Here is a 22,775-nt window from a genome sequence, read left to right as displayed (position 1 = left end):
AAGAAAAGCATATAGAGGAATATACGTTTTATGGATTTTAAGGGTCTCGATTTGAATCTGCTGGTCGCATTTGATGCGCTGATGGAAGAGCGGAATGTGACCCGTGCCGCCAGCAAAGCGGTGGTCAGTCAGCCCGCGATGAGCGCGGCATTGTCGCGCCTGCGAACGCATTTTGCGGATCCGCTGTTTATCCGCAGTGCTTCCGGTTTGCTGCCTACCGCCAGGGCAAAAGAGATCGGTTTGCATGTGTCAAAAGCACTTAACGAACTGAGTCATCTGCTGGCTCCGGACGACAATTTTGCGCCGGAAAACAGAAAAATGTCTTTTACGCTTGGCACGTCCGAATACCCGCTGATGGTGTTACTGCCCGGCATTATGCGGGCGATCAGCGAACAGGCGCCCGGAGTGACACTGCATGTGAGGACATTCACCGACCGCGATGCGTCCGTGTCGATGCTGGATGCCGGTGAGGTTGATGTGGTGATCGGTATTCCCCCGACCCGGCCGGAAAACCGCATCTTATCGCAGCCCTTGTTCAGTGATGAATTTGTCACGCTTATCCGCCGCGACAGTGATGCGGCACGCAACGGCATGACGTTAGAAACCTATCTCGGGATGAGCCATATTCTGGTCTCGCCGGAAGGAAATCATTATGGTCTGGTCGATGAACAACTCAGGGAGATGGGGCTGGCTCGTGAACTTCGTCTGACGTTGCCGACCATGGCTGGCGTTGCCGGTGTGGTGCAGCAGACGGGGTATGTCGCGACGGTGCTCAAACGCAGCGTGGTAGTGAGCGAGAAACACCCCAATATCGTGATGACCCTGCCGCCGGTGGCATTGCCGGAGATCCCGTTTTATCTGTTGTGGCACCGGCGTTCTGATGACAGCAATGCGCAGAAATGGCTGAGACAACTGATCTGCGCGCAGGCCCATGAATTGCTGTGAGTGACCAGACTCCGTTAATACCACGGGGCGAAGATTCAGCCACCGGGGAAACCATTCCCCCGCATGATGTGCCGGGGGATGTGTGAGAGCTAACCCGCTATTCCGTTCAGTTTTTCCATCACTTCATCGGACAAAATCACCTTCGCACTGGCCAGATTTTCCTGTAGATGCTGCGGCGATGACGTGCCGGGGATCAACAAGATATTCGGCGAGCGTTTGAGCAGCCAGGCCAGCGCGACCTGCATCGGCGTCGCCTGCAATTGTGCCGCCACTTCATCAAGCTGCGTTGACTGCAATGGCGAAAAACCGCCCAGCGGGAAGAACGGCACATACGCGATTTCCTGTTCAGCCAGGCTATCCACCAGCGCGTCGTCGTGACGGTTCGCCAGGTTATACATGTTCTGAACGCAGGCGATCGTCGTCAGTTTCTGTGCATCGGCGACCTGTTTTGCAGTCACATTGCTCAGACCTATATGACGGATCAGGCCGCGCTCTTTCAGCGTAATCAGCGCCTCCAGCTGCGGTGCCAGTGATCCTTCTTTTGGCTGACGTTCATCGAGCATGCTGCGCAAATTTACCACTTCCAGCGTCTCCAGCCCGAGATTGCGCAGGTTATCTTCCACCGCCTGCGTCAGTTCCTGCGGGCTGAAAGCCGGTAACCAGCCGCCTTTTTCATCACGTCGTGCGCCGACTTTTGTCACGATGCACAGATTATCGGGATACGGATGCAGGGCTTTTTTGATCAGCTTATTGGTTTCATGCGGACCATAAAAATCGCTGGTGTCGATGTGATTAACACCAGATGCCAGGGCATCACGCAGCACCTGAATGCCCCGTGCTTCATCGCTGATCGGGCCAAAAACGCCGGGGCCAGCCAATTGCATTGCGCCATAACCTAAGCGCGCCACTTCTCTGTCGCCGAGGGGGTAAGTCATTGAGGTGTGTGACATGGAATTCTCCTGTGTGATTGTTCACTGATTGTAGCCGCGGGCAGGTTGTGCAACTATCCGGTGAAATCAGGACAAACTGTACGGACTGGCGCACAATGGCGAAGGTTATCGCGCTGAATTCTGCACAGGACATTGTTTATTGATTTTTGCCCTGAAGATAATCAGGCCAGACGCCCATAAGAGCCGCATCGTGCAGCGCTCTGACGGTTATGGGTGTCACTTTTCCCTGCATCCGGTTTAGGGTAAAAATCAATGAACCGAGAACACCCGTTTTTTCGGGGAAATGGTTGGATGTGCGATAGTTTTTAGGTTTTACCTTGAACTGGATGAAAAAATCGTTCATCAGGATATCCGTCTGTATTTCACTCAGCGAAAGCTTTAACAATGAAAAATCACTCCCGCAGACCTTATTGTAAAAACCAAACACGGTGGGGTGGTTATGTTGTTCAAGAAAATCAATGATTTTCCCTTCCAGCACATCATTCACTGTCATATGTCCTCCCCAGCAATTCCCTGACAGCGTGGTAAACCTCAACAGGCAGAATCGCCATCATGGGATGTTCTGTTTTTTCACCATCAGGACGGTGCAAAATAATATGTTTATCCGGATCCTGACACGGACCGGTATAGGCTGGATTGGCTGTGGCAAAAAGACTGACTGTATTTACGCCAGCGGCCACTGCGATATGTAACGGCCCGGTGTCACCCGTAACAAGAACATCCAGACTTTTCAACAGCGTGACTAATTCTGTCAACTGCGTATGACCAGACATTACGCATATATTGTTCTGATAGTGAGCGGGTAATTGTTTTAAGAAATCATTCGCCAGATTCTTTTCGGATGTTGTGCCTGTGATAATGATTTCCAGATCCCGATCGTTGTCTAATAACATACAGGCGAGTGTACTGAAAAAACATACCGGCCAGCGACGGGTCTCATTGGATGCCCCTAACTGAAATCCAATGCGCTGGCGTAAATACTGACGCGGTAAAAGAGTATTGATCACGGGAAGATGCATTGTCGTGTCGCCAGTATTTTCTCCCAGTGTTTCGAGTAGCTTCAATTTACGCCGGATAGTATGTCCGTCATAGTAACCGGAATAGTGATCTAAATAACGATTAAGTTCGGGAGACTCACTGCCATAGTGGTCGCGTAAAATCATTTTACTGCCGGATAAAACAGCACAAAATATGTCATAAGGAAAGTGTGCGTGTAAAATAACGGAAATATCAGGTTTGTGTTTTCTGAGTTTACATAACAAAGGTAATATTCTGACAACTTTATTATCCCATATATAAATATGGTCAAACCAATCATATTGCACAACCAGGCTGTGATTTTTTTTACTGGTAACCAGTATTATTTTGCTGGCTGGAAACCTATTCTTTAAATGCATGATTGCCGGTGTGTTCATGAGGTAGTCCCCCAGCGCGGTAGTGGAGTAAATGACAATATTACCCGGTGATGTTTCACGCTCTTGCAGCGAATATTTTTTTCTTCTCGTTAAAAAACAATAGATATGCAATATCGTCTTTATTACTTTTATCTTGATGGCTTTCATTTCTGTTCAGGTTACCCGCAACGCGATGATAGGGACTATTTTTCCATTAAATTACAAATAGAGTTTTAGGCTGTTACTCATTTTTTGTATTTTCAGTAAGCACTTCATCTCTCAGTGCAACGAAATTGTTATAAACTTCATCGGTTGAAATATGAGAAACCTCTTCGTCTGCAGCAGCAATGATTCTGCACGGCACTTTCCATGGCCCCCAGACCTGCGGATCACTGTTACCAAAAAGCGCCACCACTGGTTTTCCCACACCCGCTGCAATGTGCAATGCACCGCCATCGCTGGTGATTATCTGGTGGCACAGAGACATTCCTGCCATAAGTTCACGAATATTTACGGTATCGAAAGGAACCATAATAATATCTTTGCAGGCGTTGATGATGTACTGCGCTTTCTGGTCATCCCCGGGATGACACAAGTTATCTTCTGAACCTGGCGACCAGAAAAGAATAATTTTGCAAGGTTCGTCACGCGCCAGCCTGTGCGCGATTTCGATATAATTCTCAACGGGCCAGCGTTGTTTTTCTTTTCGGGCGCTGATCTGCAAACCATATAAGGGCATATTGTAAGTGTTTTTTATTTTGTGAGCTGCCAGTTCTTTTTCAGATTTTGTCACCCATAAAGCCAGTTTCCCCGGTTTGGCGTGACAATTTAAAGGCCTGGCGAGTTCAGCCATCTGTTCAACCATATGCATGCCATCCCGCATATAAGGTATTTTATCGGTGACAGAGTCTGGCGAATCACTTCCTATCGCGATGATTCGTTTGGCCCGTGATAATGTTGCCCATCGCAAAGGTCTTTTATTCCAGTTCCCTGCCACAATAGCTACATCATAACCTTCTTTCCGAATAGCCAAAGTGGTGACTACACGGCGTAAAATGGCTTTTATCTTTTGAGTGTAAGATCCTTCATGATGCAGTTTAGTATAATGATGAACTTTACTGACGCCGGGATTACCTTCAAGAACCTGTTTGTTGTAAGAATTAACCAGCACATCGACGTGATGATTTTTCGCCAGCATAGAAATCAGCGGGGTTGTAAGGATAAGATCACCAATGTTTTCCCGTCTGATTATTAATATTTTCATTTCTTTCCTCATTAAATACACTGTCATCAAGAATGTAACTTTATGCCTGACTCTTATCATTATATATAAACTTCATTATCATCATGCGGGTGTTCTATTAAAGGGCCGTCATAAAGACATAATGAAATTTACTGCTAAGGTAGACTTAATCCTAAAAAGTTAGTTCCACGCATAACGTCAGCGTAAAGGAAAGATTGTGTTAAAGATCGTTAGTATTTCGTGAGGAGCTTTCGGTTTAATTAATACCGCGATTCTCTGTGTGTCACTCGGGATCAATCAAATGATTGTCGCGATGTTGTGAGTGTGCAACTATCCGGTTAAATCAGAAGTAACTGTACAGGGTGACGCACAATGCCGATGGATATCGCGCTGTTGCACGCAGTGGTAGAAGTGGCCAAAGCCGGAGGATTTCGTGAAGCGGCACGCGTCACAGGCAGTAATGCATCCCGGCTGAGCGATGCTGTGCGCCGGGCCGAACAACAACTGGGCATTCGCTTATTTCACCGCACAACGCGGGCGGTGGTGCTGACCGAAGCGGGCAGGGCGCTGCTCGAGCGGTTGCTCCCGGCCATGAATGAAGTGGATGCGGCACTCGATGCTCTCAACCGTTATCGCAATACGCCCGGCGGTACACTGCGGCTGAATGTGCCGGTCAGCGCAACCCGGCTGGTTTTGCCTGCACTTGTGCCCGAATTTCTCCGGCGTTACCCCGATATCCAGCTGGAAATCATTGCTGAAAGTAACGTGCAGGATGTATTTCGTGATGGCTGCGATGCCGGTATTCGTTACGACGAACGTCTCGAGCAGGACATGGTGGCGATCCCCATCGGACCGCGCCGTCAGCGTTATGCGGCGGCGGCCTCCCCTGATTACCTGAATGTGCATGGACGGCCATCGCATCCGCGGGATCTGATACAACACCGATGCCTGCGTGGTCGCTATGCCAGCGGGATTATGCCGGACTGGGAGTTCGAACATGAGGGCGAAAGCCTCAGCGTTCAGGTCAGCGGCCCGCTGGTGGTGAGTGTAGGGGGCGCGGTGGATCTGGCGGTAGAAACGGCGGTGGCGGGTGCGGGTATTATCTATCTGTTCGAAGAATGGCTGCGGCCTGCCATTGCCAGCGGCAAACTGGAGGCTATCTTGCAACCATGGTGGCTGTCGTTTTCCGGGCCATATCTTTACTACAATGACCGGCGTCTGATCCCCGCGCCATTACAGGCGTTTATCGATTTTGTGCGCGAAGATAATCTCAAACATAAATTATCTGAGGAATCGAAAAGTAGCCTGTTAGTCGGCACTATAAAAAATAGCTTCGCTGGATGAAGACTCAACCGAGCAGACCAAGATGCTCGATGAGAATTGATGTACCGATACCAATCAGCACCACACCACCCAGAATTTCAGCCCATTTGCCCATCGCGGCACCGAGAAACCGGCCAAGCAACATACCGGATGTCGCCATGATAGTGGTGGCGGCACCAATAGTCAGCGCCATCACCAGAATATTCACCTGAAGAAAGGCCAGACCGACGCCCACAGCCATTGCATCCAGACTGGTCGCGACAGCTGCAGTGACCAGTACCCAGAAACCGTGACGACGTGGTGCCTGCGTATCTTCTTCCAATTTATCTTTCCTGAAGGCTTCCGCAATCATGCGGATACCAAGGATCAGCAGCAGGGTGAATGCCACCCAGTGATCCCAGCTCATAATAAACTGGCTGGCCGCCAGACCAATTCCCCATCCGATCACCGGTGTAATCGCTTCAATTACGCCAAAAATAAGCCCTGTGCGTAACGCCTCTTTTAGCGGTGGCCGGTGCAGAGAGGCACCTTTGCCAATAGCGGCTGCGAAGGCATCCATGGACATACCGAACGCCAGAATGAGGATGGTATAAAGTTGCATAAAACGGACCAGTCAGGCCTTCGGTAATCCCAAAGGCTATTTATTAATTGAGATGCGCAGTCTGCCACAAAAAACAAAATAGAAAAACCTTTATTTTCAGTATGTTATAGTGTTGGTTAAGAATGTTAGCACGGGCTATATTTGTTCAAAATGCCCGAAAAGTGATGAAAATTACGATGAGAAGCATCAAAAACATCAATCATCATAACGATGTAGAGTGAGTATGATTTATTCAGAAAATCTTACTGTTTCAGGACAGTACAGAACGTCACCAGGCCGAAGATCTCCAGTGACGCCGCATTCTGAATGTGATGATGAAGGTACAGGTACAGGTTGTGAAGTTATGCGTACCCTTGTATGGCGTGAAAACAATTATCATTGCAGGTCCTATCACATACTATTTCTTTAAAAAAGAGTTGAATGGAGAATGTCAAAAATGAAATGTAAAAATAATTATCATTTAATATTTCGTGGTATTTCTTGTTTTTATAAAAAATTCAAGCATTCCTTATTATAAATAAGGAAATCTAATCTCGATAGATTCTATTTTTTCATTTACAAATAATTAAAATAACCCTGTATATTGTTATTTTTTATGAAAAAAATAAAATACTTTAGCAAAGGTAAATGTATTAGTAAGCAATCGGATATGTGAAAATCTATAATTACTGTTTATTATCACGGCCATATTAATTCTCTCTTTTAAACATTATGGTGATTTATCCGTGAGTAATACACAATATAAATTGAGCAAAGCGCGTCCCCCTCGCGTTCAAATTACGTACGACGTTGAAGTTGGCGGTGCTGAATCCAAAAAAGAATTACCTCTGGTGATGGGGGTTATCGGGAATTTTGCTAAAGATGATTTGCCACTGCGCGACCGTCGTTTTACGCACATTGATAAAGACAACTTTAATAATGTCATGGAAGGAATGAAGCCGGCTGTGGACATGCTGGTGGAAAGTACGTTGCCAGAAAAAGAAGGCCAGATGGCTATTGCACTGGAATTCAACTCTATGGATGACTTCTCTCCTGAAAACGTGGCGATGCAGGTGGAACCGTTGCGCAAACTTCTTGAATTACGCGAGCAACTGAGTGATTTGCGCAACAGAACTGCGAGCAATGACCGTCTGAAAGAGCAACTGGTTGAATTATTAGAGGGTATGGCGAAAGACGCAGAACCTGCCAAAGGGGAAGTAGAATGAGCGATATCCAGGTCATGAATGCTTCAGCTCAAGCTGAGCAGTCCGGTGATTATCTCGATCAAATTATCGATAATACTCAGGCCATCCGCCGGGAATCCGATCGTAATAAAGTAAAAAGCCAGTTGGATAACTTCCTGTCGGAAGTGGCATCAGGTGCGGTCATTGTTTCCAATGATCTGGTGGGTAGCATCGAAGCACGCATTGCCGCCATCGATGAACTGCTGTCTTCTCAGGTCAGCAAAATTATTCAGGCACCTGAATTCCAGCGTATGGAATCTTCCTGGCGTGGTTTGCACAAACTGGTGCAAAGCAGCGTCACGGAAAACACCAAAGTGCGTGTCTTTAACTGCACGAAGAAAGAGCTGCTGCGTGATTTTAAATCCGCCTCTGACTTTGATCAGTCTTCATTATTCAAAAGCATTTATGAAAGCGAATACGGTACCTTTGGCGGTGACCCTTACTCTGCTTTTGTGGGTGATTTTGAATTCGACTGTATGCCGGAAGATGTGCAACTGCTGGAACAGATTTCACATGTTGCCGCCGCCGCCCACGCGCCATTCCTGAGTGCTGCGAACCCTGGCATGTTTGCGATGGGATCGTTCTCCGAAATGCCGCGTCCGCGTGATCTGGGCAAACTGTTTGAAACCTCTGACTACGCCCGCTGGAAATCCTTCCGTCAGAGTGACGACTCACGTTATGTCGGCTTAACGCTGCCACGTGTTATCGGCCGTCTGCCTTACGGTGCAAAAACTGTATCCGTAGACGCGTTTAATTTCGAAGAAAAAATTGATGAAAATAATGAAGGAGCCAGCTATTTATGGGTCAACGCGGCTTATGATTTAGCGGGCCGTATGGTCGAGGCGTTTGAGGAACACGGCTGGTGTGCGGCGATCCGTGGTGTTGAAGGCGGCGGTTTGGTGAAGTCACTGCCGACCTACAATTACATTTCGCAGACCGGCGAAAAGGTCATGCAATGCCCGACAGAAGTGGCAATTTCTGACCGTCGCGAAAAAGAGTTAGCTGAGCTTGGTTTTATTCCGCTCATTTATTGCAAAGGTACAGATTACGCGGCGTTCTTCGCTGTGCAGTCGACCAATAAACCGCGTAAATACGATTCTGAGCTGGCGAATGCTAACGCCAAATTGTCAAGTCAGTTGCAATATATTATGACAACGTCGCGCTTTGCTCATTATCTAAAATCCATCGTGCGCGATAAAGTGGGCAGCTTCATGTCCAAATCTGAATGCCAGAATTTCCTGCAGAACTGGATCAACCAATATGTTGTGGGTTCAGATAATGTAGGACCAACGATTAAAGCAAGCCATCCGTTACGTGAGGCTGTGGTCGAAGTTGTTGATGTACCAGGTTCTCCGGGCAGTTATCGCGCCGTTGCGTATTTAAAACCGCATTTCCAGCTTGAAGGACTCAGCATGTCGCTGCGTCTGGTAGCGGAACTTCCTGCATCGACGGGTGCATAAATACTTAATCGTAAAAATAAGGATATAAAATGGCCACTGAATCGCTTTTCATGCAAATTGATGGTATTAAAGGCACTGTAAGTAATAAAGGTTATGAAGGTTGGATTGCCGTTGAGAATATGAATTTCGGTGTTTACTGCTCAGCTAAAATTGATAATGCTAGCGGTCAGGTAAACAGCGATGGCGTCAACTTTGATGCAATTTCATTTTCAAAAGTAATGGATACTACCTCTACTCAGTTATCCAATATGGTTGCGCAAGGCAGCAATGTTAAGCAAATTGTTATTGTTAAAGCATTGTTCCAGGGTGAGAAACTGGTTGAAGCACTCAAGCTGACCTATAAAAACTGTGTACTGAACAGCTACAATTTCAACGCTTATTCAGAAGGGGATGTTCCGAGTGAAAATCTGAGCTTTGTATTTGGTCAGATGACATTCGAAACTAATATGGTTGAGCCAGACGGTAAAACCAGCAAACAAGGTCCTGTGGGCTGGAATCTGGTTGAGAACACTAAGCTGTAATTTTTAAAACAACAGTGCACGCTGTAAGCGTGCACTGTATTAAGGCTTATTGATGAAGAGCTTATTACAGCAATTATCTGACAATAACCCAAAAGATCAAAATGACCTTATTGAGGAAGAAGACAAAAGCAGCACACTCATTGATGAAATATTGCTGCTTTTGTCTTCGCGCCCCCGAAGTTACCGCATTGATAATATTCCACTGATTAATGAGTCGATACTTAATTATGGAGTCAGTGACGTTTTTTCCAGTGATACGCCTCGTCTTGAGCGCAATGCCATTATGCAATCACGTATTGAAATGGCATTACAACGCTTTGAACCAAGATTGAAAAACGTCTGCGTGACCCCCGGTGAAGAACTGGGAAGTCTTTGTTCATTCATTATTAATGCTGAAACATTCAATGGTGAAGTTCGCTACCGTCTAATGTGGGACGATGTCATCAGTCAATTTTCTCTGCGTGATTAACGAGTATTTATAATGTTGGCGAAAAAATTAATTTCTTATTATCAGAATGAACTCGCTTACCTCAAAACTCAGGGAAAGGCGTTTGCCCGCCATTTTCCAAAAGTCGCCAGACGCTTAGGAATGTCAGAAGGTACGTCAGAAGATCCGCATATTGAGCGAATTATTGAATCCTTTGCGCTAGTCACGGCGCAGATTCAGCAACGTCTCGATGAGGATATGCCGGAAGTGACTGATGCATTGCTGACGGTGTTGGCTCCGCAATTTTTGCGTCCTTTTCCTTCGGTTTGCGTCGTACAAATGCAGCCAGATATCAAAGTCAGTGCGCTGACAGCCAGTAACCGCATTGACGCCGGAACAGCATTATATTCCCGTCCGGTGAACGGACAGGTCTGCCGTTTTCGCACCACTTATCCGGTTACGCTTCAACCTGTCAGTCTGCATAACGTCAGCCTGCATCTGGATGCCGATGACATGAGCTGGAGTCTGAAAATACAATTATCGGTCTGGCCCGGTGCCACACTGGCGGCGGATTCCCTGAGGTTGCATCTCAGCGGCGCCAGTCGCATCGTCAACATCCTTTATACCTTGCTGTGCAGCGAAGTTGAGTCACTGACAGTTTTCCAGCAAGGGCAGAGTCATACGCTGTCGCCGCAAACTATACGTGCCGCAGGCTTCGGTGAAAATGAAGGCTTGCTTGCGGGTGATTCACGGGTTTCGCCCACTCACAGCCTGTTGCAGGACTATTTTTACTTCCCGCAAAAGTTTCATTTTATTGATATGCCGTTGCCTGCTGGCATGGTGGCGGGCAGTCAAAGCGAGCTTTCACTGGTGGTGAAATTCAACCGCTGCATGATAGCGCGCCAGCTGGAGAAAATAGCTGGTGCGGTGAACGAAAACCTGTTTCTGCTCAACTGCACGCCTGCTGTTAATCTTTTCGCCCATCGGGCCGAACCGATTTCACCTGATCACGAAACGGCGGAATATCCGGTTATCCCTGACATTCGTCACCAGGATGCGATGGAAGTCTGGTCTGTAGACGGCGTGTCGGCGATGCGCAAACTGGGCAATGAAACACAGTCCCGGCCTGTTTATCCATTGTTTGGTTTGGACCATTCCGCCAGTGACGGTGAAACCGGTTTGTTCTGGCAATGTATGCGCCGCGAAACCATGCAAAATGACGGTGTCGCCACATCGTTATTTATCGCTTTTTCTGACCGGGGAGAAAGCCCGTTAGCGCCCGGTTGCGACATTGTCAGCATGAACCTGACCTGCACCAATCGTGAGATTCCCGCAGCCATGCGCAACGGCGCTCCTGAAGGCGATTTCGAATCAGAGCTGCCGATTGCGGGCATGAAAATTATTGCGCTGACACGCCCGACGCTGCCGGTCAGGCCACCGGCTAAGCAGGCTACGCGCTGGCGTTTGATTTCTCAGCTTTCGCTCAACCATATGTTGATCAGTGGGCCGGAAGGCGCCCGTGTACTCAGGGAATCACTGGCGCTTTACAACTTTGTCGATAATCCGGGCATTACCCGCTTGATCAACCTGATCCTGCATGTCGAGTCTGGCCCGGTTGTTACCCGGCTGGCGCCTTTGGACCCCCGTTCCATGGCGCGGGGGATGGAGATCCGCATAACCTTTGCCAGCGAAGCGGCCGAAGAAGTTGAGTACTTCCTGCTGTGTCGCTTTATTGATTGTTTCCTGGCGTTGTACGCACCGGTCAACAGTTTCACCCGTGTAATCACCTGCATTGACTCACCGGGTGAAACTCCACGGACGTGGCCTGTGCGGGCAGGAAGGCTGTCATGGATCTAAGCAAAATCCTCAGTCCGCATAACTTTTTCCAACAGGTGCGGCTGATGTTACGCAGTCTGACCAGAGCACAGGGAAAAGACAGCAAACAGGTGCTCGAAGCGCAACTTGATTTCATTTCACCGCTCTCGCTGGATGCGCCGAAAGGTGACATTACGTCGGTAACTCCGCTGGATCAGCAGCGCTGGCAAGTTGAAGTGGCCGCCCAGGGACTGACGGGGGCACTGGGCGCGTTACCCACGGTATACACCGAGTGGATGATCGACCGCTATTACCGCCATGGGGACAAAACTGCCAAAGCTTTTTTGGACATTTTTAACCACCGGCTACATAGCCTGCGCTATCTCGCCTGGCAGAAATATCACTATTACGCCATGGCAGAATTCAGTGCAACACGGCCGCTGAGTCAGGCCATCCGTGCGTTATCCGGCGTGGCAAACAGTGCGCCATCTCTGCAGCAGGAGCAGTTTGCTGATTTATTTGCGCATTCAGTACGCTCAATGCTCAACGTTGAAACCTGGTTAAAACACCGCTTTTCCGTGGCGGCGAAAGTCACGCCTTTTACCGGCGGATGGCAGGTCATGGACCCGGCCCAGTGTTGCCGGCTGGGAGAACCGTCACATACGCTGGCCGCTGCTCCCATGCTGGGCAGCGTGTACTGGGATCGACAATCACATTTTACGGTGACACTGGGACCGGTGCCGATGAAAAACGCCGGTCTTTTTTTGCCAAAGGGCAAGCACTACCAAAATCTGTGGTCGCATCTGCGTGAATACGTTGGTCCGGGTCTGGATTTTGATATTGATCTGCTGATCGAAAATACCACGAACGTCGTTACCTCGTTGGGGTGCGGGCAACTCGGGCTGGATATTTGTCTCGGGGCCTCCGAGGGAGCAGGCCAGCATAAAATTCGTTTACCCGTCTGCCGGGAAGGAAAATAAAAAATGTCGAAAGTAGCAGGACAAGACAACCGGTTTATCCGTTTCGTTGGCGATGCCGCTGATTCACTGACGCTGATGTATATCGAGGGCGATGAACAATTCTCTGACACCTTCAGCTATCAGGTCCAGTTTCGCACGTCGTTAATAACTCCGCAGATGGGGCGTTTTCTGGGGCATGAAATGGCCTGTGAGATTGGTCGTGGCAACCAAAAGCGCTACGTGCATGGTGTGCTGACACAGATTAAAGAAGACAATAATGTCGATGGTATCAGTACCTTCACCGGTACGCTGGAACCGCGCATGGCATTGTTGCGTCTCGGACGTAACCTGGCGGTTTTCCAGAATATTACCGTACCGGATTTAGTGTGCAAGCTGCTGCGCCAGCAGAACATCAGCCACATTGATTTGCGTCTGCGTGCGACTTATCAGCCGCGTGAATACTGCATTCAGTATCGCGAATCCGATTTTGACTTCATTAGCCGCCTTCTTGAGCAGGAAGGGATCTATTACTTCTTCCAGCATGATGCCGGGCAACACACGCTGGTACTGGCCGATCATCCGTCCAGCCATCAGTCTGGCAAAACGGCGGAGTTACCCTTTATGCCACTGCAGGGGCGAGGCGATGGCGTCGGTATCCTGAACTGGGTGGCCAGTTCTTCACTGGCGGCCTCTTCCGTGATGCTCAAAGGTTTTAACATTGTGCAGGCAGCCAGTGTGGAGGGCGAATCGAAAGCCGTGGAAGCGGAATATTCCGTGCCGGGTGTCAGCTACGTGGACGCGCACGGCCATGAAAAACGCGAATTACTGCAATCAGAAGCCCGGCTGAAGATGGAACAGCTTGAGGCCGATAACCAGCAGTTTTACGCCGAAGCCAGCGTGTGGTGGCTAGGCTGTGGCGATAAATTCCTTCTGAGCGGGCATCCTTCCTGTCGGGGAAACTACCGAATCAAGTCGGTTCATATGCATGCATCAAGCAACATTGATGACGGGCAGCCTGATTTTGGCTACGCGCTCACTGTGTTGAAAGACAGCCTTTCCTGGCGTCCGCCGTGCCTCACCAGACAACCTGAAATCGCCGGTATTCTGACCGCCATCGTTGTCGGGCCAAAATCAGAAGAAGTCCACACGGACGAATATGGCCGCATCAAAATTCAGTTCCCGTGGGATCGCGAAAACAAACATGACGATGGCAGTTCCTGCTGGGTGCGGGTTTCGCAGCCGTGGGCGGGTGGCCGTTTCGGCGCCATGTTCCTGCCTCGTGTCAACAGCGAAGTTACGGTCAGCTTTGTGCATGGCAACCCTGATTATCCTCTGGTGACCGGCTCGGTATACAACGGGCAAAACAAACCGCCGCTGAGCCTGCCTGAGGAGAAAAATCACGCCGGATTCGTTTCACGCAGCTCCCTCAACGGCAATGTTGAAGAAGGCCATGAGTTGCGCTTCGACGATAAAAAAGGCGAAGAGCGTCTGGTCATCACCTCGCAAAAAGATCTGCTGCTGACGGTGAAAAACGACGTCACCACCCGTATTACCAAAAACGTCACTGAAACCATTGGTGAGAACCGCACGACCGAGTTAACCAAAGGTAATGAAAGCCTGACGCTCAAACAGGGTGATTATGCCCTGGATATTAAAGGCAATTTGCAGGAAAGCCTGACCAGCGGTAACCATCAGCTAAACATCAGTGGTGGCGGTAGCACGGTCAAAGCGGACAAAGCCTGCGTTATTGAATCGACCCAGTCTATCGAATTAAAAGTCGGTAGCAGCAAAATTACTCTTTCTCCTTCCGGCATTACGCTGAGCGGCACCACGATCAAAATTGAAGGGAAGGGCACGGCAGAACTTAAAGGTGCGATGGTCACTGTTCAGGGTAGTGGTATGACCCAGATCAAGGGCGGCGTGACGATGATTGGCTGAGGAAATGAATAACATGAAAGAAAAACTACTCACGCCGGAAGCGCTTGCTGCTTACAACCCGCTGCAAAACGGCGCTGAAAACGCAGCGCAACTGATGATCGCAGAACGCTGGGAAGATGCGCTGGCAAGCGTGGCGGCTGATTCTGTGCAGGAGAAACTGTTGGCATGGACCCTGCAAAAGGCGCTGGCCCGCCCTGAATCACAGGAACCCGCGATGCAGCAATGTGCCAGTGAAATCCATCAGTGGCTGGCAAATCCTGATGATGACCGGCGTTTCCGTATTTTCCAGCAGGCAGAACAGCTCGGGTTTGATACCCCCGTTGGCGCGCTCGGCCTGTCACTGTTCTGGATGCAAGGCAGCATGACACCCGCAGAGTTCGATGCGGTGTACCCAGAACCCCATTTGTCCCGTCTGATGCTTCATTGTGCGTTGAAATTGCTCAGCGTGGCGATCGCGGCGGAAGACGCACCACTTAAGGGAGCACAGACATTGCTTTCTGAGTGGCACGCTGCCGGGGGAGGTTACTGATGGGACAGCCCGCTGCTCGCGTTGGCGATATGCATGTTTGCCCGATGGTGACACCCGGCTTACCCCCGATCCCACACGTTGGCGGACCGGTGACCACTCCCGGTACGCCGACCGTACTTATCGGAGGTATGCCTGCCGCGACTATGGGCTCGATGGCAGTGTGCGTCGGACCACCGGATTCGGTCATCATGGGCAGCACGAAAGTGCTGATTGGCGGTAAACCCGCAGCGCGGATGGGCGACAGCACAGCGCATGGCGGAACCATTGTTGCGGGTTGCCCGACCGTACTGATTTCATAGAGTGTATTGAAATGATAATGAATTTTGAGCCCTTGCTTGCCCCGTTCAGCGGCGATCATCCTGTCGGGCGCAACATGGAATATGAGCCGGTCTATAACGAAATCCGTGAGGCGCGGGAAAGCGATCCTGACTATTTGCCGCAGGGCGAATGGGCCACTGAATTGCGTAAAGCCGACTGGAGCAAAGTCGTTCGCTTAAGCGCGAAGGTTTTGCAGGCAGAAAGCAAAGATTTGCAGGTGGCTTGCTGGCTGATCGAAGGGTTGAGCCAGCAGCACGGGATCCGCGGCCTGCTGGACGGTACCGGTTTTCTGATACCGTTTATACAAACTTACTGGCAAACCGGCTGGCCGGAGCTGGATGAGGACGGCGTCATAATCCGCCATGGCATGATTAATCGTCTGGACCGCCAGTTGGCGCAAATGCTGCATTGTCATCCTCTGTTTGGACAGCCGGAAAGCACGCTGGATCACTGGCGCAAGGTGCTCGCTTATGAGCACCGGGTGACGATGAAACCTGACAGCGCTGCGGAACGGGGCAGTGACGATGATTTCTCGATGGATACCTTCAACCGTTGGGCTGCCACACTGGATCCGCAGAAAGTTGCCGCACAGAACGAGGCGTTAACTCAACTGATGACTATGCTGGATACGCTTGAAACCCTCTATGGTCAGCTGAATCCGCAGGCTGATTCTCTGGCAATGGGGCAGATGCGTAGTGCCGTCGCCGAAATGCAGGAATTTGTGAAACGCCTGTTTGACCGTGCGGCACCGGCATATGACGACGTGATGACCCTTAACGTATTAATGCCTGACGAAGATGAGCAAGCCAATGACGTCAGTTCACTGATGAATAACACCAAAAAACAAACGATGTCACGGGATCTGGCCATCAGCCAGATGCTGACCATTGCCCATTTTTTCCGCCAGACCGAACCGTCAAGCCCCGTCCCTTTTCTGATGGAGCGTGCGGCGCGCTGGGCGGCTATGACGTTGACCGAATGGCTGGAAGAGATGTTGCAGGATGACAGCAGTATGCGCGATATCAACAAAGTATTGAAAGGACACGGCAGAGAATGAGGGGGAAAAGGGGACTGACCGGGCTGATACTGAGTGTCATGCTGCTGGCAGGTTGCGCGTCAGATGATGGGCAAAGCCGTCAGAAGGCGATCAGCGAAGTGGCTGCGCCTTTCGCGAATGGGGCTATCACTCTGCAACTGCGGGCTGAGCCGGGGCTGAACAGCCTGAACGACATGCCCAACAGCTGTACTGTATTACTGCTACAAGCCAAGGATAAACCGACGCTGGATAAAATACTGGGTAATCCCGCGACGCTGAAAAGCTTGTTTGCCGGTGCCGGCAGCGAAGGAGACGTTTTGCAGGTGGATCGTTACGTCATGATGCCGGGACAAACCAACACGGTGCATATTGATCGCGCCCGAGATACCCGCAATGTGGCGCTGGTCGCAGGCTACTATCCGTTCCCGGTAAAGAAACACATGGTCAGCGCACTGGTGCCGGTAGAGTCTGAGAGCACTGGCTGGTGGGAGCCTGTCTGGCAGGCGCATTTAGCGCCGGTCACTCTTTCTGTCACCTTAGGCAGTGAAAGTATTGTCAGTGCAGATGTCCCTGTTGCCGGAGAGAAAAAATAATGTATCCAGAACAACAGCAAATTTACTGGCATTCCGGGCTTTATCTGCAGCCGCAGCACTTTCAGTCACTTGACCTGCATTATGAATGGAACCTCGCGCAGCATTTGCGGCTGGCGCAGCCCTATAATCACGGGCTGATTGAGGTGAGTATTAATGAAGCAGCACTGAGCGACTACGTGATCAGCGTTGAGCAGATCCGTTGTATTTTGCCCGGCGGTACCTTGCTCTCACTGCCCGGCAACAGCCGTGTTGAACAACGCAACTTCCGTGACCTCTGGAAACAGCGCGATCAGCCGCTGACCATCTGGCTGGCTTTACGTCGCTTTGATCCGCTGCACAGTAATGTCACCACGCTGGAAAAAGAGCATGATCGCGCCGTCACGCGCTGGATCAACACCAGCGAAGAGCGGGTGATGAAAGATGTCTATGATCATGCGCCGGATGCTGCAGTGGCACGCCTGTGCTACAACGTCAGGTTGCTGACGGACGTTGAAAAAGACGATGCGGTTGACTGCGAATGCATTCCACTCACCCGACTGCGTTATGAAAACGAACGGGTGATCCTCGATCCGACATTCTCGCCACCTTCCGTGACACTTTTTGGATCATTCAGCCTCGGCAAGCTGATTGACACTATTTATTTTGAACTGAGTGCGCGGGCCAGGAAGCTTGAAGAATACAAACGCTCAGAGCGACTGGTCAGTGATGCCGACCGTGGCGACCAGGTGACACAGTTGTTAGCGATGCGTTCTCTCAACCGTGTGTTGCCACAACTGAAAAATTTCTGTCAGGCGCGCCAGGTTCATCCATGGCAAGTCTACAACGTGTTGTGCCAGCTGGTGGGCGATCTTTCCTCATTCAATGACAGCTGCACCTTCCTTGGTGAGTGGCACGACGGTGAAAATTCACTGCAAACCTACAACCACAATGAATTGCTGAGTTGTTTCGAAAGCGCCCGTAAGACGCTGATTACCTTGTTGAACAGTCTTGTGCTTGAGGACAATACGTATATCACGCTGGAAAACGATCTTCAGGGCGTGTTCACCGGAAGCTTTGACAGCGCGCAGAGTAAAAATCCCGAAACGGTACTGCTGCTGTTACGTTCCGCCAGCATGCCGATGGAAAATCGTCAGATAAAAAATCCGGGTGGCATCAAACTGGCTTCACCAAGAATGATCGAACCACTGATCCAGCATGCTCTGCCGGGCATTCCGGTAGTTCGTTGTCCACAGCCACCGCGGGGTGTACCAAACCGCAGAGATTCGCATTATTTCCTTGTCGAGCAGGATAGCGAATTGTGGAACAAAGCCCGGCAGCACAGCAGCATTTCCTTCTACTGGCCAGACATGCCGGAAGATCTTCAGGTGCAAATTATATTTGTGGTGCCTTCATGATGAGTTTGCTCAATTGTTATTTACCGCTGTTTCGCTATGTGACGGCGTTTTTTATTAATCCGCAGGAATATTCTGATTACAGAGAGTTTCGCGAAAAAATTATTACTTTATTACAGCAGGCGCTGCTTGAGTCAGAACGTCATCATGAAAAAGCAGAGTGCGATGATGCTTATTTCGCGGTGGTGCTGTGGGTAGATGAGCGGGTATTAAGATCCCGCGCGGAGTGGGTGAAAGAATGGCGAAGCAATCTGTTGCAGAAATATTATTTTGATATTTCTGTCGGCGGCGAGGCATTTTTCGACCGGCTGGATCAAACCGATAAAACCAATACACAACTGAGAATGGTGTATCTGTTCTGTCTGCTGATGGGCTTCCACGGAAAATATACCTCACAGGATGCGCAGCTTTTGCAACAGCGCATCGAGGATGAGCGGCAATGCTTGCCACAAGCCTGGCGTCACTGGCCGAACAATGCCTTGCTGGTTGAACAGGACGCAGGCGGCGGCGAAAAAAATAAAACGGTGGTGAAAAAACTACGCCAGCGTAAAGGGCTGTTACTGGCACTGCCTGTTGTCGTCTATTTAGTGATTTTGTCCACCGGCTTAGGGATATTTTTCAGGTAACCTATCATGTTTAAAAAATTACTTTCCTTTGTCGCATGGACACTATTTCTGTGCCTGTTACTTATTGTTTGTATTGTCATGTCTGTTGTTTTCGAACAAACACTCCTGCATGCATTAATTTTGTGGCTGATATTGATCCTCGCCGTTTTATTTTCCCGGTTTGTCTGGGGATCTGTTTCCGGTATGGCGCAGGCGAAATATATCTCCTCCCTGAAGGCAAGATTTAAACTCACCCGGCTGGAATATGTTTTATTCGAACACTGGAAAACCGGGGCTGCGGTAATTAAGCGCATCAGAAGACGCAAACAGCCAATACCCTGGTTTATACTCACTGGCGGGCGAAGTGGTAAAACGACGCTGATGGCCGGTGCAGGATTACCGCTGTTTTCTAATGAACCGGAAAGTTCTCTGGTTGTGCCGACCCGAACCTTACGCTGGTGGTTTTTTCGTTCCGCAGGTTTTCTCGACCTCTCCAGCCATTTTCTGAATAAAACCCCGGCCTTCGAGCGCGGCTGGTTGCGTCTGGTGAACTGGTGTGCCCGTCTGCCTGCGCCGGGTGGCATCGTGGTGTGCGTGTCGGTCAGTGAGTTGCTCGAAAAAGATGACGCGGAACTGCATCTGCATGCGCGGCATATCCGCACGCAGATCGAACCGCTGGTCAGTAAAGTCAAACGCCGTCTGCCGGTGTATCTGTTTATCACTTGTTGTGACCGGGTGCCCGGTTTCAGCCACTGGGCCAATAATCTCTCCGCCGAACAGCGCCAGCAACCGCTGGGTTACTACTGGCGCCGTTCGCCTGTCGTCGACGGGAAAGATCCGGCCTTGCTGGATCCGCTGTTTACGTGCGTGAAAGACGGGCTGGATAAAGTGCGTGTCAGCATGCTTTCGGGCGGCGAACCGGATGGCGACACGCTGGCGTTGATGGATTTCCCTGAACAGCTACCGAAATTGCAACCTGCACTGCAACGTTATCTGGCCGCCCTGTGTGAGCCGGACGCTTACTTTCAGCCCGCAGCACTGGGTGGTATCTGGTTTACCGCCACTGAACCTGTCAGCAAAAACAGTGCTTCGCGTCAGGCTTTCTTTATCCATGACCTGATGGCCCGATTACTGCCTGAACTAAGCCGCCAGCGTGAAATTGAGCCTGTCGGGTTTGGCCGTCGCTATCTGCATAAATGGGGGGCGATGACCTTCAGTGTGCTGGCAATAACCTATGTGCTGTTTTCCGGTTATTTCACCAACCGCCTCACCGGGGGCTCGCCCGCGCAAATGGATGTCACGGCGCAGGTTCAGCAGCTTGAGAACATTGAACACTGGAATGCACATCCGCTGAAATATTTACCTTTTGTTCCCGTTCTCAACCATCGCCATGCGCAGCTTGAGGCCAGCATTCTTGCTGCATCCCCACGCGATAAGGTGAACCTGCGGGAGATAGCAGATAACTACCAGCAGCTGTTCACCGACGCCGATCCACAGCAAAAACGCGAGTTGATTCTGAACCTGGCAAGCACGCTTATCACTAAACAGGCCATGTGGGAAAAACAGCCGGTCAGTGAGCTGATAAAACAGGCGCCGGTTCCGGCGGCGCTGAGCATGACCGGGGCCACCGTGTCCTTACCCTATCAACAGGATGTGGTGTTGCAACGCGCGCTGTTACAGTTGCCGGAAGGCGGCAAGCAACTTGTGGTACTGCGCGAATTGCTCGGACGTTTGGTCAACAGTGATCCGCAGATGGCATGGCTGGTGGCTCCTTCAGGCGATCTGACGCCAGTGAATCTGACGGATTTCATGCCCTCGTCTGAGGATAAAACGCAGGTCAGTGGTCTGTGGACGCTACAGGGCACCGCACAAATTCAGGGCTGGTTGAAGGAAATTCGTCGCGCAGGAGGTGAACAGGTCCCGATGCCTGCGCTAGTGGCTTTTGAACAGCACTGGCCTGCGCTGCGCCAGACGCAATGGATGACGATGATGCTGGCGATGAACCAGCAACCCGCCCCGGAGCTGACCAGCGAAGAGTGGCAAACCGCGCTGATTACGCTCGATCAGGGTAACAGCCCATCAATGAAATTTTCCCGTTACGTCAATGAACAACTAGAAGACATCCGTGCTCAGGATGCCGAGCCCTGGTTGCGCGAGCTGCGCCGGTTGAATCAGTTACAGGCTATGTCGGTACCCGGTGCGCTGATACCGCGTATCAGCAAGGTCCAGCAGTCTTTTCAGAAGAAAATTTCAGCACTGCTGAAAATCGACAGCAAAACCCTGACACCCGTGCTTTCCGATCTCAATGTGAAAAACTGGAATGCCTGGAAAAACAGTCTGCATGCGGCGGTTTCGGACGTGTTTGCTACGCCGAAAAGCAGCGATCGTCTGACGCGCGGACTGTTCCAGACCGGCGCGGCGGGCGACAGCAATCCACTGCAATTACTCGACAGCCGTTTTAACGTGCTGCGTAAGAGCCTGTCGGCGGAACGCGATGATTTTGCCTCCAACGCGGTGTGGGCGTTGTATCAGAATGATGCGCACTGGCTGGTGGCGCATGCCATGCAGCGTTCTGCCTGCTGGCTTGAACAGCAATGGCAGAGCCGGGTGTTGTGGCCAATGGAAAATAATGCCAGCCGTCTGGAGTACGACGACCAACAGGATCTGGCGTGGCAATACCTGTCTGACTTTATCCGTGGACCGGCAAAAAGTGTGCTGGTGGTTGAAGATAACGGGCCAAAAGCGGGCGAATTCAACGGGCAGACACCGGGTCTGACACCGGAATTTCTGCGAATGGTCAATCACGTGTTGCGTCCGGATGACGTGCTGGCGATGCCGGAACGTGAAAATACCCGCAATGACGATGCGCTGGCCGCCCTGAAAGATGAGCAGGCCGATCTGGAGGCTCAAATGGCGGCACTGGAAGCAAAACCGCTGGAACTGACGCTTAAAAGCCTGCCTGCCACCATTCCCGGCGGTGCGCGGCTAATGCCGGTGGGCACTCAGTTGACGCTGTTCTGCGATGAGCAACAGTGGAAGCTCAATAGCATGAACTTCAGCGAACAGGCGGCATTCCGCTGGCGTCCGGGGCATTGCAGTCGTGCCACGCTGGTGATCAAGTTCCCTGGTTTCGATCTGACGTACGAATACTTCGGCGACGCCGCATGGCCTGATTTCCTGCAGGACATTTCCGACGGGCAGCATCGTTTCAAAGCGGAAGATTTCCCGGATGATGCCGCTCAGCTGACGGCACTGGGCATCAAAGAAGTCATGGTGCGTTATCAGAGCGGCTCACAGAACGCGGTGCAGGATCGCTGGCATCAGTGGCAGGAACTCAATCAGGCACTGAATGACAACGCTGAGGCGCAGCAGGAAATCGGCCTTAAAAAAGCGGAAAAACAACGACCGACAGCGCTGAAAAGTGCGTTCTCGCAACTGCCTGTCCGCATTACCGGATGTCACTGAGCGTCTGGTCAGGACGCCTTTTGAAAAATTTAGAAAGGA

General features: G+C 50.6%; 21 protein-coding genes. 16 read left to right on the top strand and 5 right to left on the bottom strand.

The features are described 5' to 3' along the window. The first annotated feature begins 30 nt into the window (after positions 1-30). Positions 31-945, top strand: coding sequence for a LysR family transcriptional regulator (locus UC14_RS04975; RefSeq protein ID WP_112151406.1), 915 nt, complete (start codon positions 31-33; stop codon positions 943-945). An 89-nt stretch (positions 946-1,034) separates the two neighbouring features. Here the strand turns inward: UC14_RS04975 and UC14_RS04970 are convergent, their stop codons facing one another. The 4 genes from UC14_RS04970 to UC14_RS04955 form a co-directional block, all read right to left on the bottom strand. Beyond that, positions 1,035-1,895, bottom strand: coding sequence for an aldo/keto reductase family oxidoreductase (locus UC14_RS04970; protein WP_013578167.1), 861 nt, complete (start codon positions 1,893-1,895; stop codon positions 1,035-1,037). A gap of 136 nt (positions 1,896-2,031) precedes the next feature. After that, positions 2,032-2,388: a DUF1493 family protein gene (locus UC14_RS04965; protein ID WP_013578168.1), complete on the bottom strand. Its 357-nt coding sequence runs from the start codon at positions 2,386-2,388 to the stop codon at positions 2,032-2,034. Further along, positions 2,375-3,457 carry a glycosyltransferase family 9 protein gene (locus UC14_RS04960; protein WP_013578169.1) on the bottom strand — a complete coding sequence of 361 codons (1,083 nt, stop codon included), beginning with the start codon at positions 3,455-3,457 and terminating at the stop codon, positions 2,375-2,377. The genes UC14_RS04965 and UC14_RS04960 overlap by 14 nt, the downstream gene beginning before the upstream one ends. Positions 3,458-3,530: 73 nt before the next feature. Continuing rightward, positions 3,531-4,553 (bottom strand): glycosyltransferase family 9 protein, encoded by a 1,023-nt coding sequence (locus tag UC14_RS04955; RefSeq protein ID WP_112197335.1) that lies wholly within the window; start codon positions 4,551-4,553, stop codon positions 3,531-3,533. 351 nt (positions 4,554-4,904) lie between these two features. Between UC14_RS04955 and UC14_RS04950 the strand changes: the two genes are divergently transcribed. Further along, entirely contained in the window at positions 4,905-5,876 is a 972-nt protein-coding gene (locus UC14_RS04950; RefSeq protein WP_013578171.1) for a LysR family transcriptional regulator, read from the top strand. Between the two features lie 4 nt (positions 5,877-5,880). Here UC14_RS04950 and mntP read toward each other — a convergent pair whose 3' ends face one another. Beyond that, positions 5,881-6,456 carry a manganese efflux pump MntP gene (mntP, locus tag UC14_RS04945; RefSeq protein WP_013578172.1) on the bottom strand — a complete coding sequence of 192 codons (576 nt, stop codon included), beginning with the start codon at positions 6,454-6,456 and terminating at the stop codon, positions 5,881-5,883. Positions 6,457-7,181: 725 nt separating this feature from the next. Between mntP and tssB the strand changes: the two genes are divergently transcribed. The 14 genes from tssB to UC14_RS04870 are packed head-to-tail and all read left to right on the top strand — an operon-like array spanning position 7,182 to position 22,736. Then, complete coding sequence (tssB, locus tag UC14_RS04935) at positions 7,182-7,661, top strand: type VI secretion system contractile sheath small subunit (RefSeq protein ID WP_013578173.1); 480 nt, start codon at positions 7,182-7,184, stop codon at positions 7,659-7,661. Continuing rightward, entirely contained in the window at positions 7,658-9,139 is a 1,482-nt protein-coding gene (tssC, locus tag UC14_RS04930) for a type VI secretion system contractile sheath large subunit (RefSeq protein WP_013578174.1), read from the top strand. Before tssB ends, tssC begins: the two co-directional genes overlap by 4 nt. A gap of 29 nt (positions 9,140-9,168) precedes the next feature. Beyond that, entirely contained in the window at positions 9,169-9,660 is a 492-nt protein-coding gene (locus UC14_RS04925) for a type VI secretion system tube protein Hcp (RefSeq protein WP_013578175.1), read from the top strand. A gap of 52 nt (positions 9,661-9,712) precedes the next feature. Further along, complete coding sequence (locus UC14_RS04920) at positions 9,713-10,129, top strand: GPW/gp25 family protein (protein ID WP_013578176.1); 417 nt, start codon at positions 9,713-9,715, stop codon at positions 10,127-10,129. Between the two features lie 12 nt (positions 10,130-10,141). Next, complete coding sequence (gene tssF / locus UC14_RS04915; RefSeq protein ID WP_112151403.1) at positions 10,142-11,944, top strand: type VI secretion system baseplate subunit TssF; 1,803 nt, start codon at positions 10,142-10,144, stop codon at positions 11,942-11,944. Next, complete coding sequence (tssG, locus tag UC14_RS04910) at positions 11,935-12,882, top strand: type VI secretion system baseplate subunit TssG (protein ID WP_013578178.1); 948 nt, start codon at positions 11,935-11,937, stop codon at positions 12,880-12,882. The genes tssF and tssG overlap by 10 nt, the downstream gene beginning before the upstream one ends. A 3-nt stretch (positions 12,883-12,885) precedes the next feature. After that, positions 12,886-14,799: a type VI secretion system Vgr family protein gene (locus UC14_RS04905; RefSeq protein WP_037032869.1), complete on the top strand. Its 1,914-nt coding sequence runs from the start codon at positions 12,886-12,888 to the stop codon at positions 14,797-14,799. A gap of 13 nt (positions 14,800-14,812) precedes the next feature. Next, complete coding sequence (locus tag UC14_RS04900; protein WP_013578180.1) at positions 14,813-15,328, top strand: hypothetical protein; 516 nt, start codon at positions 14,813-14,815, stop codon at positions 15,326-15,328. Continuing rightward, positions 15,328-15,627 carry a PAAR domain-containing protein gene (locus UC14_RS04895; protein WP_013578181.1) on the top strand — a complete coding sequence of 100 codons (300 nt, stop codon included), beginning with the start codon at positions 15,328-15,330 and terminating at the stop codon, positions 15,625-15,627. The genes UC14_RS04900 and UC14_RS04895 overlap by 1 nt, the downstream gene beginning before the upstream one ends. A gap of 11 nt (positions 15,628-15,638) precedes the next feature. Continuing rightward, positions 15,639-16,703, top strand: coding sequence for a type VI secretion system protein TssA (tssA, locus tag UC14_RS04890; protein ID WP_013578182.1), 1,065 nt, complete (start codon positions 15,639-15,641; stop codon positions 16,701-16,703). Next, positions 16,700-17,275 (top strand): type VI secretion lipoprotein TssJ, encoded by a 576-nt coding sequence (locus tag UC14_RS04885; RefSeq protein ID WP_013578183.1) that lies wholly within the window; start codon positions 16,700-16,702, stop codon positions 17,273-17,275. Before tssA ends, UC14_RS04885 begins: the two co-directional genes overlap by 4 nt. After that, positions 17,275-18,669 carry a type VI secretion system baseplate subunit TssK gene (gene tssK, locus UC14_RS04880; protein WP_013578184.1) on the top strand — a complete coding sequence of 465 codons (1,395 nt, stop codon included), beginning with the start codon at positions 17,275-17,277 and terminating at the stop codon, positions 18,667-18,669. Before UC14_RS04885 ends, tssK begins: the two co-directional genes overlap by 1 nt. Then, the gene (locus tag UC14_RS04875; protein WP_112197334.1) at positions 18,666-19,292 is read left to right on the top strand and encodes a DotU family type IV/VI secretion system protein; all 627 of its coding nucleotides are present in this window, start codon (positions 18,666-18,668) and stop codon (positions 19,290-19,292) included. Before tssK ends, UC14_RS04875 begins: the two co-directional genes overlap by 4 nt. A 6-nt stretch (positions 19,293-19,298) precedes the next feature. After that, entirely contained in the window at positions 19,299-22,736 is a 3,438-nt protein-coding gene (locus UC14_RS04870; RefSeq protein WP_112197333.1) for a type VI secretion protein IcmF/TssM N-terminal domain-containing protein, read from the top strand. Positions 22,737-22,775: the final 39 nt, after the last annotated feature.

It is taken from the genome of Rahnella sp. NRRL B-41462 (assembly GCF_003263525.1).
Taxonomy (GTDB): Bacteria; Pseudomonadota; Gammaproteobacteria; order Enterobacterales; family Enterobacteriaceae; genus Rahnella; species Rahnella aceris.
This window is presented reverse-complemented; position numbering and strand designations above follow the sequence as displayed.

Bases quoted from the DNA above. Each gene is read 5' to 3' on its own strand.
- UC14_RS04950 (WP_013578171.1), top strand. From the start codon at position 4,905: ATGCCGATGGATATCGCGCTGTTGCACGCAGTGGTAGAAGTGGCCAAA.
- UC14_RS04875 (WP_112197334.1), top strand. From the start codon at position 18,666: ATGATGAGTTTGCTCAATTGTTATTTACCGCTGTTTCGCTATGTGACG.
- tssK (WP_013578184.1), top strand. From the start codon at position 17,275: ATGTATCCAGAACAACAGCAAATTTACTGGCATTCCGGGCTTTATCTG.
- tssG (WP_013578178.1), top strand. From the start codon at position 11,935: ATGGATCTAAGCAAAATCCTCAGTCCGCATAACTTTTTCCAACAGGTG.
- UC14_RS04955 (WP_112197335.1), bottom strand. From the start codon at position 4,553: ATGAAAATATTAATAATCAGACGGGAAAACATTGGTGATCTTATCCTT.
- UC14_RS04970 (WP_013578167.1), bottom strand. From the start codon at position 1,895: ATGTCACACACCTCAATGACTTACCCCCTCGGCGACAGAGAAGTGGCG.
- UC14_RS04965 (WP_013578168.1), bottom strand. From the start codon at position 2,388: ATGACAGTGAATGATGTGCTGGAAGGGAAAATCATTGATTTTCTTGAA.
- UC14_RS04925 (WP_013578175.1), top strand. From the start codon at position 9,169: ATGGCCACTGAATCGCTTTTCATGCAAATTGATGGTATTAAAGGCACT.
- UC14_RS04870 (WP_112197333.1), top strand. From the start codon at position 19,299: ATGTTTAAAAAATTACTTTCCTTTGTCGCATGGACACTATTTCTGTGC.
- tssF (WP_112151403.1), top strand. From the start codon at position 10,142: ATGTTGGCGAAAAAATTAATTTCTTATTATCAGAATGAACTCGCTTAC.
- UC14_RS04895 (WP_013578181.1), top strand. From the start codon at position 15,328: ATGGGACAGCCCGCTGCTCGCGTTGGCGATATGCATGTTTGCCCGATG.
- mntP (WP_013578172.1), bottom strand. From the start codon at position 6,456: ATGCAACTTTATACCATCCTCATTCTGGCGTTCGGTATGTCCATGGAT.
- tssC (WP_013578174.1), top strand. From the start codon at position 7,658: ATGAGCGATATCCAGGTCATGAATGCTTCAGCTCAAGCTGAGCAGTCC.
- tssA (WP_013578182.1), top strand. From the start codon at position 15,639: ATGATAATGAATTTTGAGCCCTTGCTTGCCCCGTTCAGCGGCGATCAT.
- UC14_RS04885 (WP_013578183.1), top strand. From the start codon at position 16,700: ATGAGGGGGAAAAGGGGACTGACCGGGCTGATACTGAGTGTCATGCTG.
- UC14_RS04920 (WP_013578176.1), top strand. From the start codon at position 9,713: ATGAAGAGCTTATTACAGCAATTATCTGACAATAACCCAAAAGATCAA.
- UC14_RS04905 (WP_037032869.1), top strand. From the start codon at position 12,886: ATGTCGAAAGTAGCAGGACAAGACAACCGGTTTATCCGTTTCGTTGGC.
- UC14_RS04975 (WP_112151406.1), top strand. From the start codon at position 31: ATGGATTTTAAGGGTCTCGATTTGAATCTGCTGGTCGCATTTGATGCG.
- UC14_RS04960 (WP_013578169.1), bottom strand. From the start codon at position 3,457: ATGAAAGCCATCAAGATAAAAGTAATAAAGACGATATTGCATATCTAT.
- UC14_RS04900 (WP_013578180.1), top strand. From the start codon at position 14,813: ATGAAAGAAAAACTACTCACGCCGGAAGCGCTTGCTGCTTACAACCCG.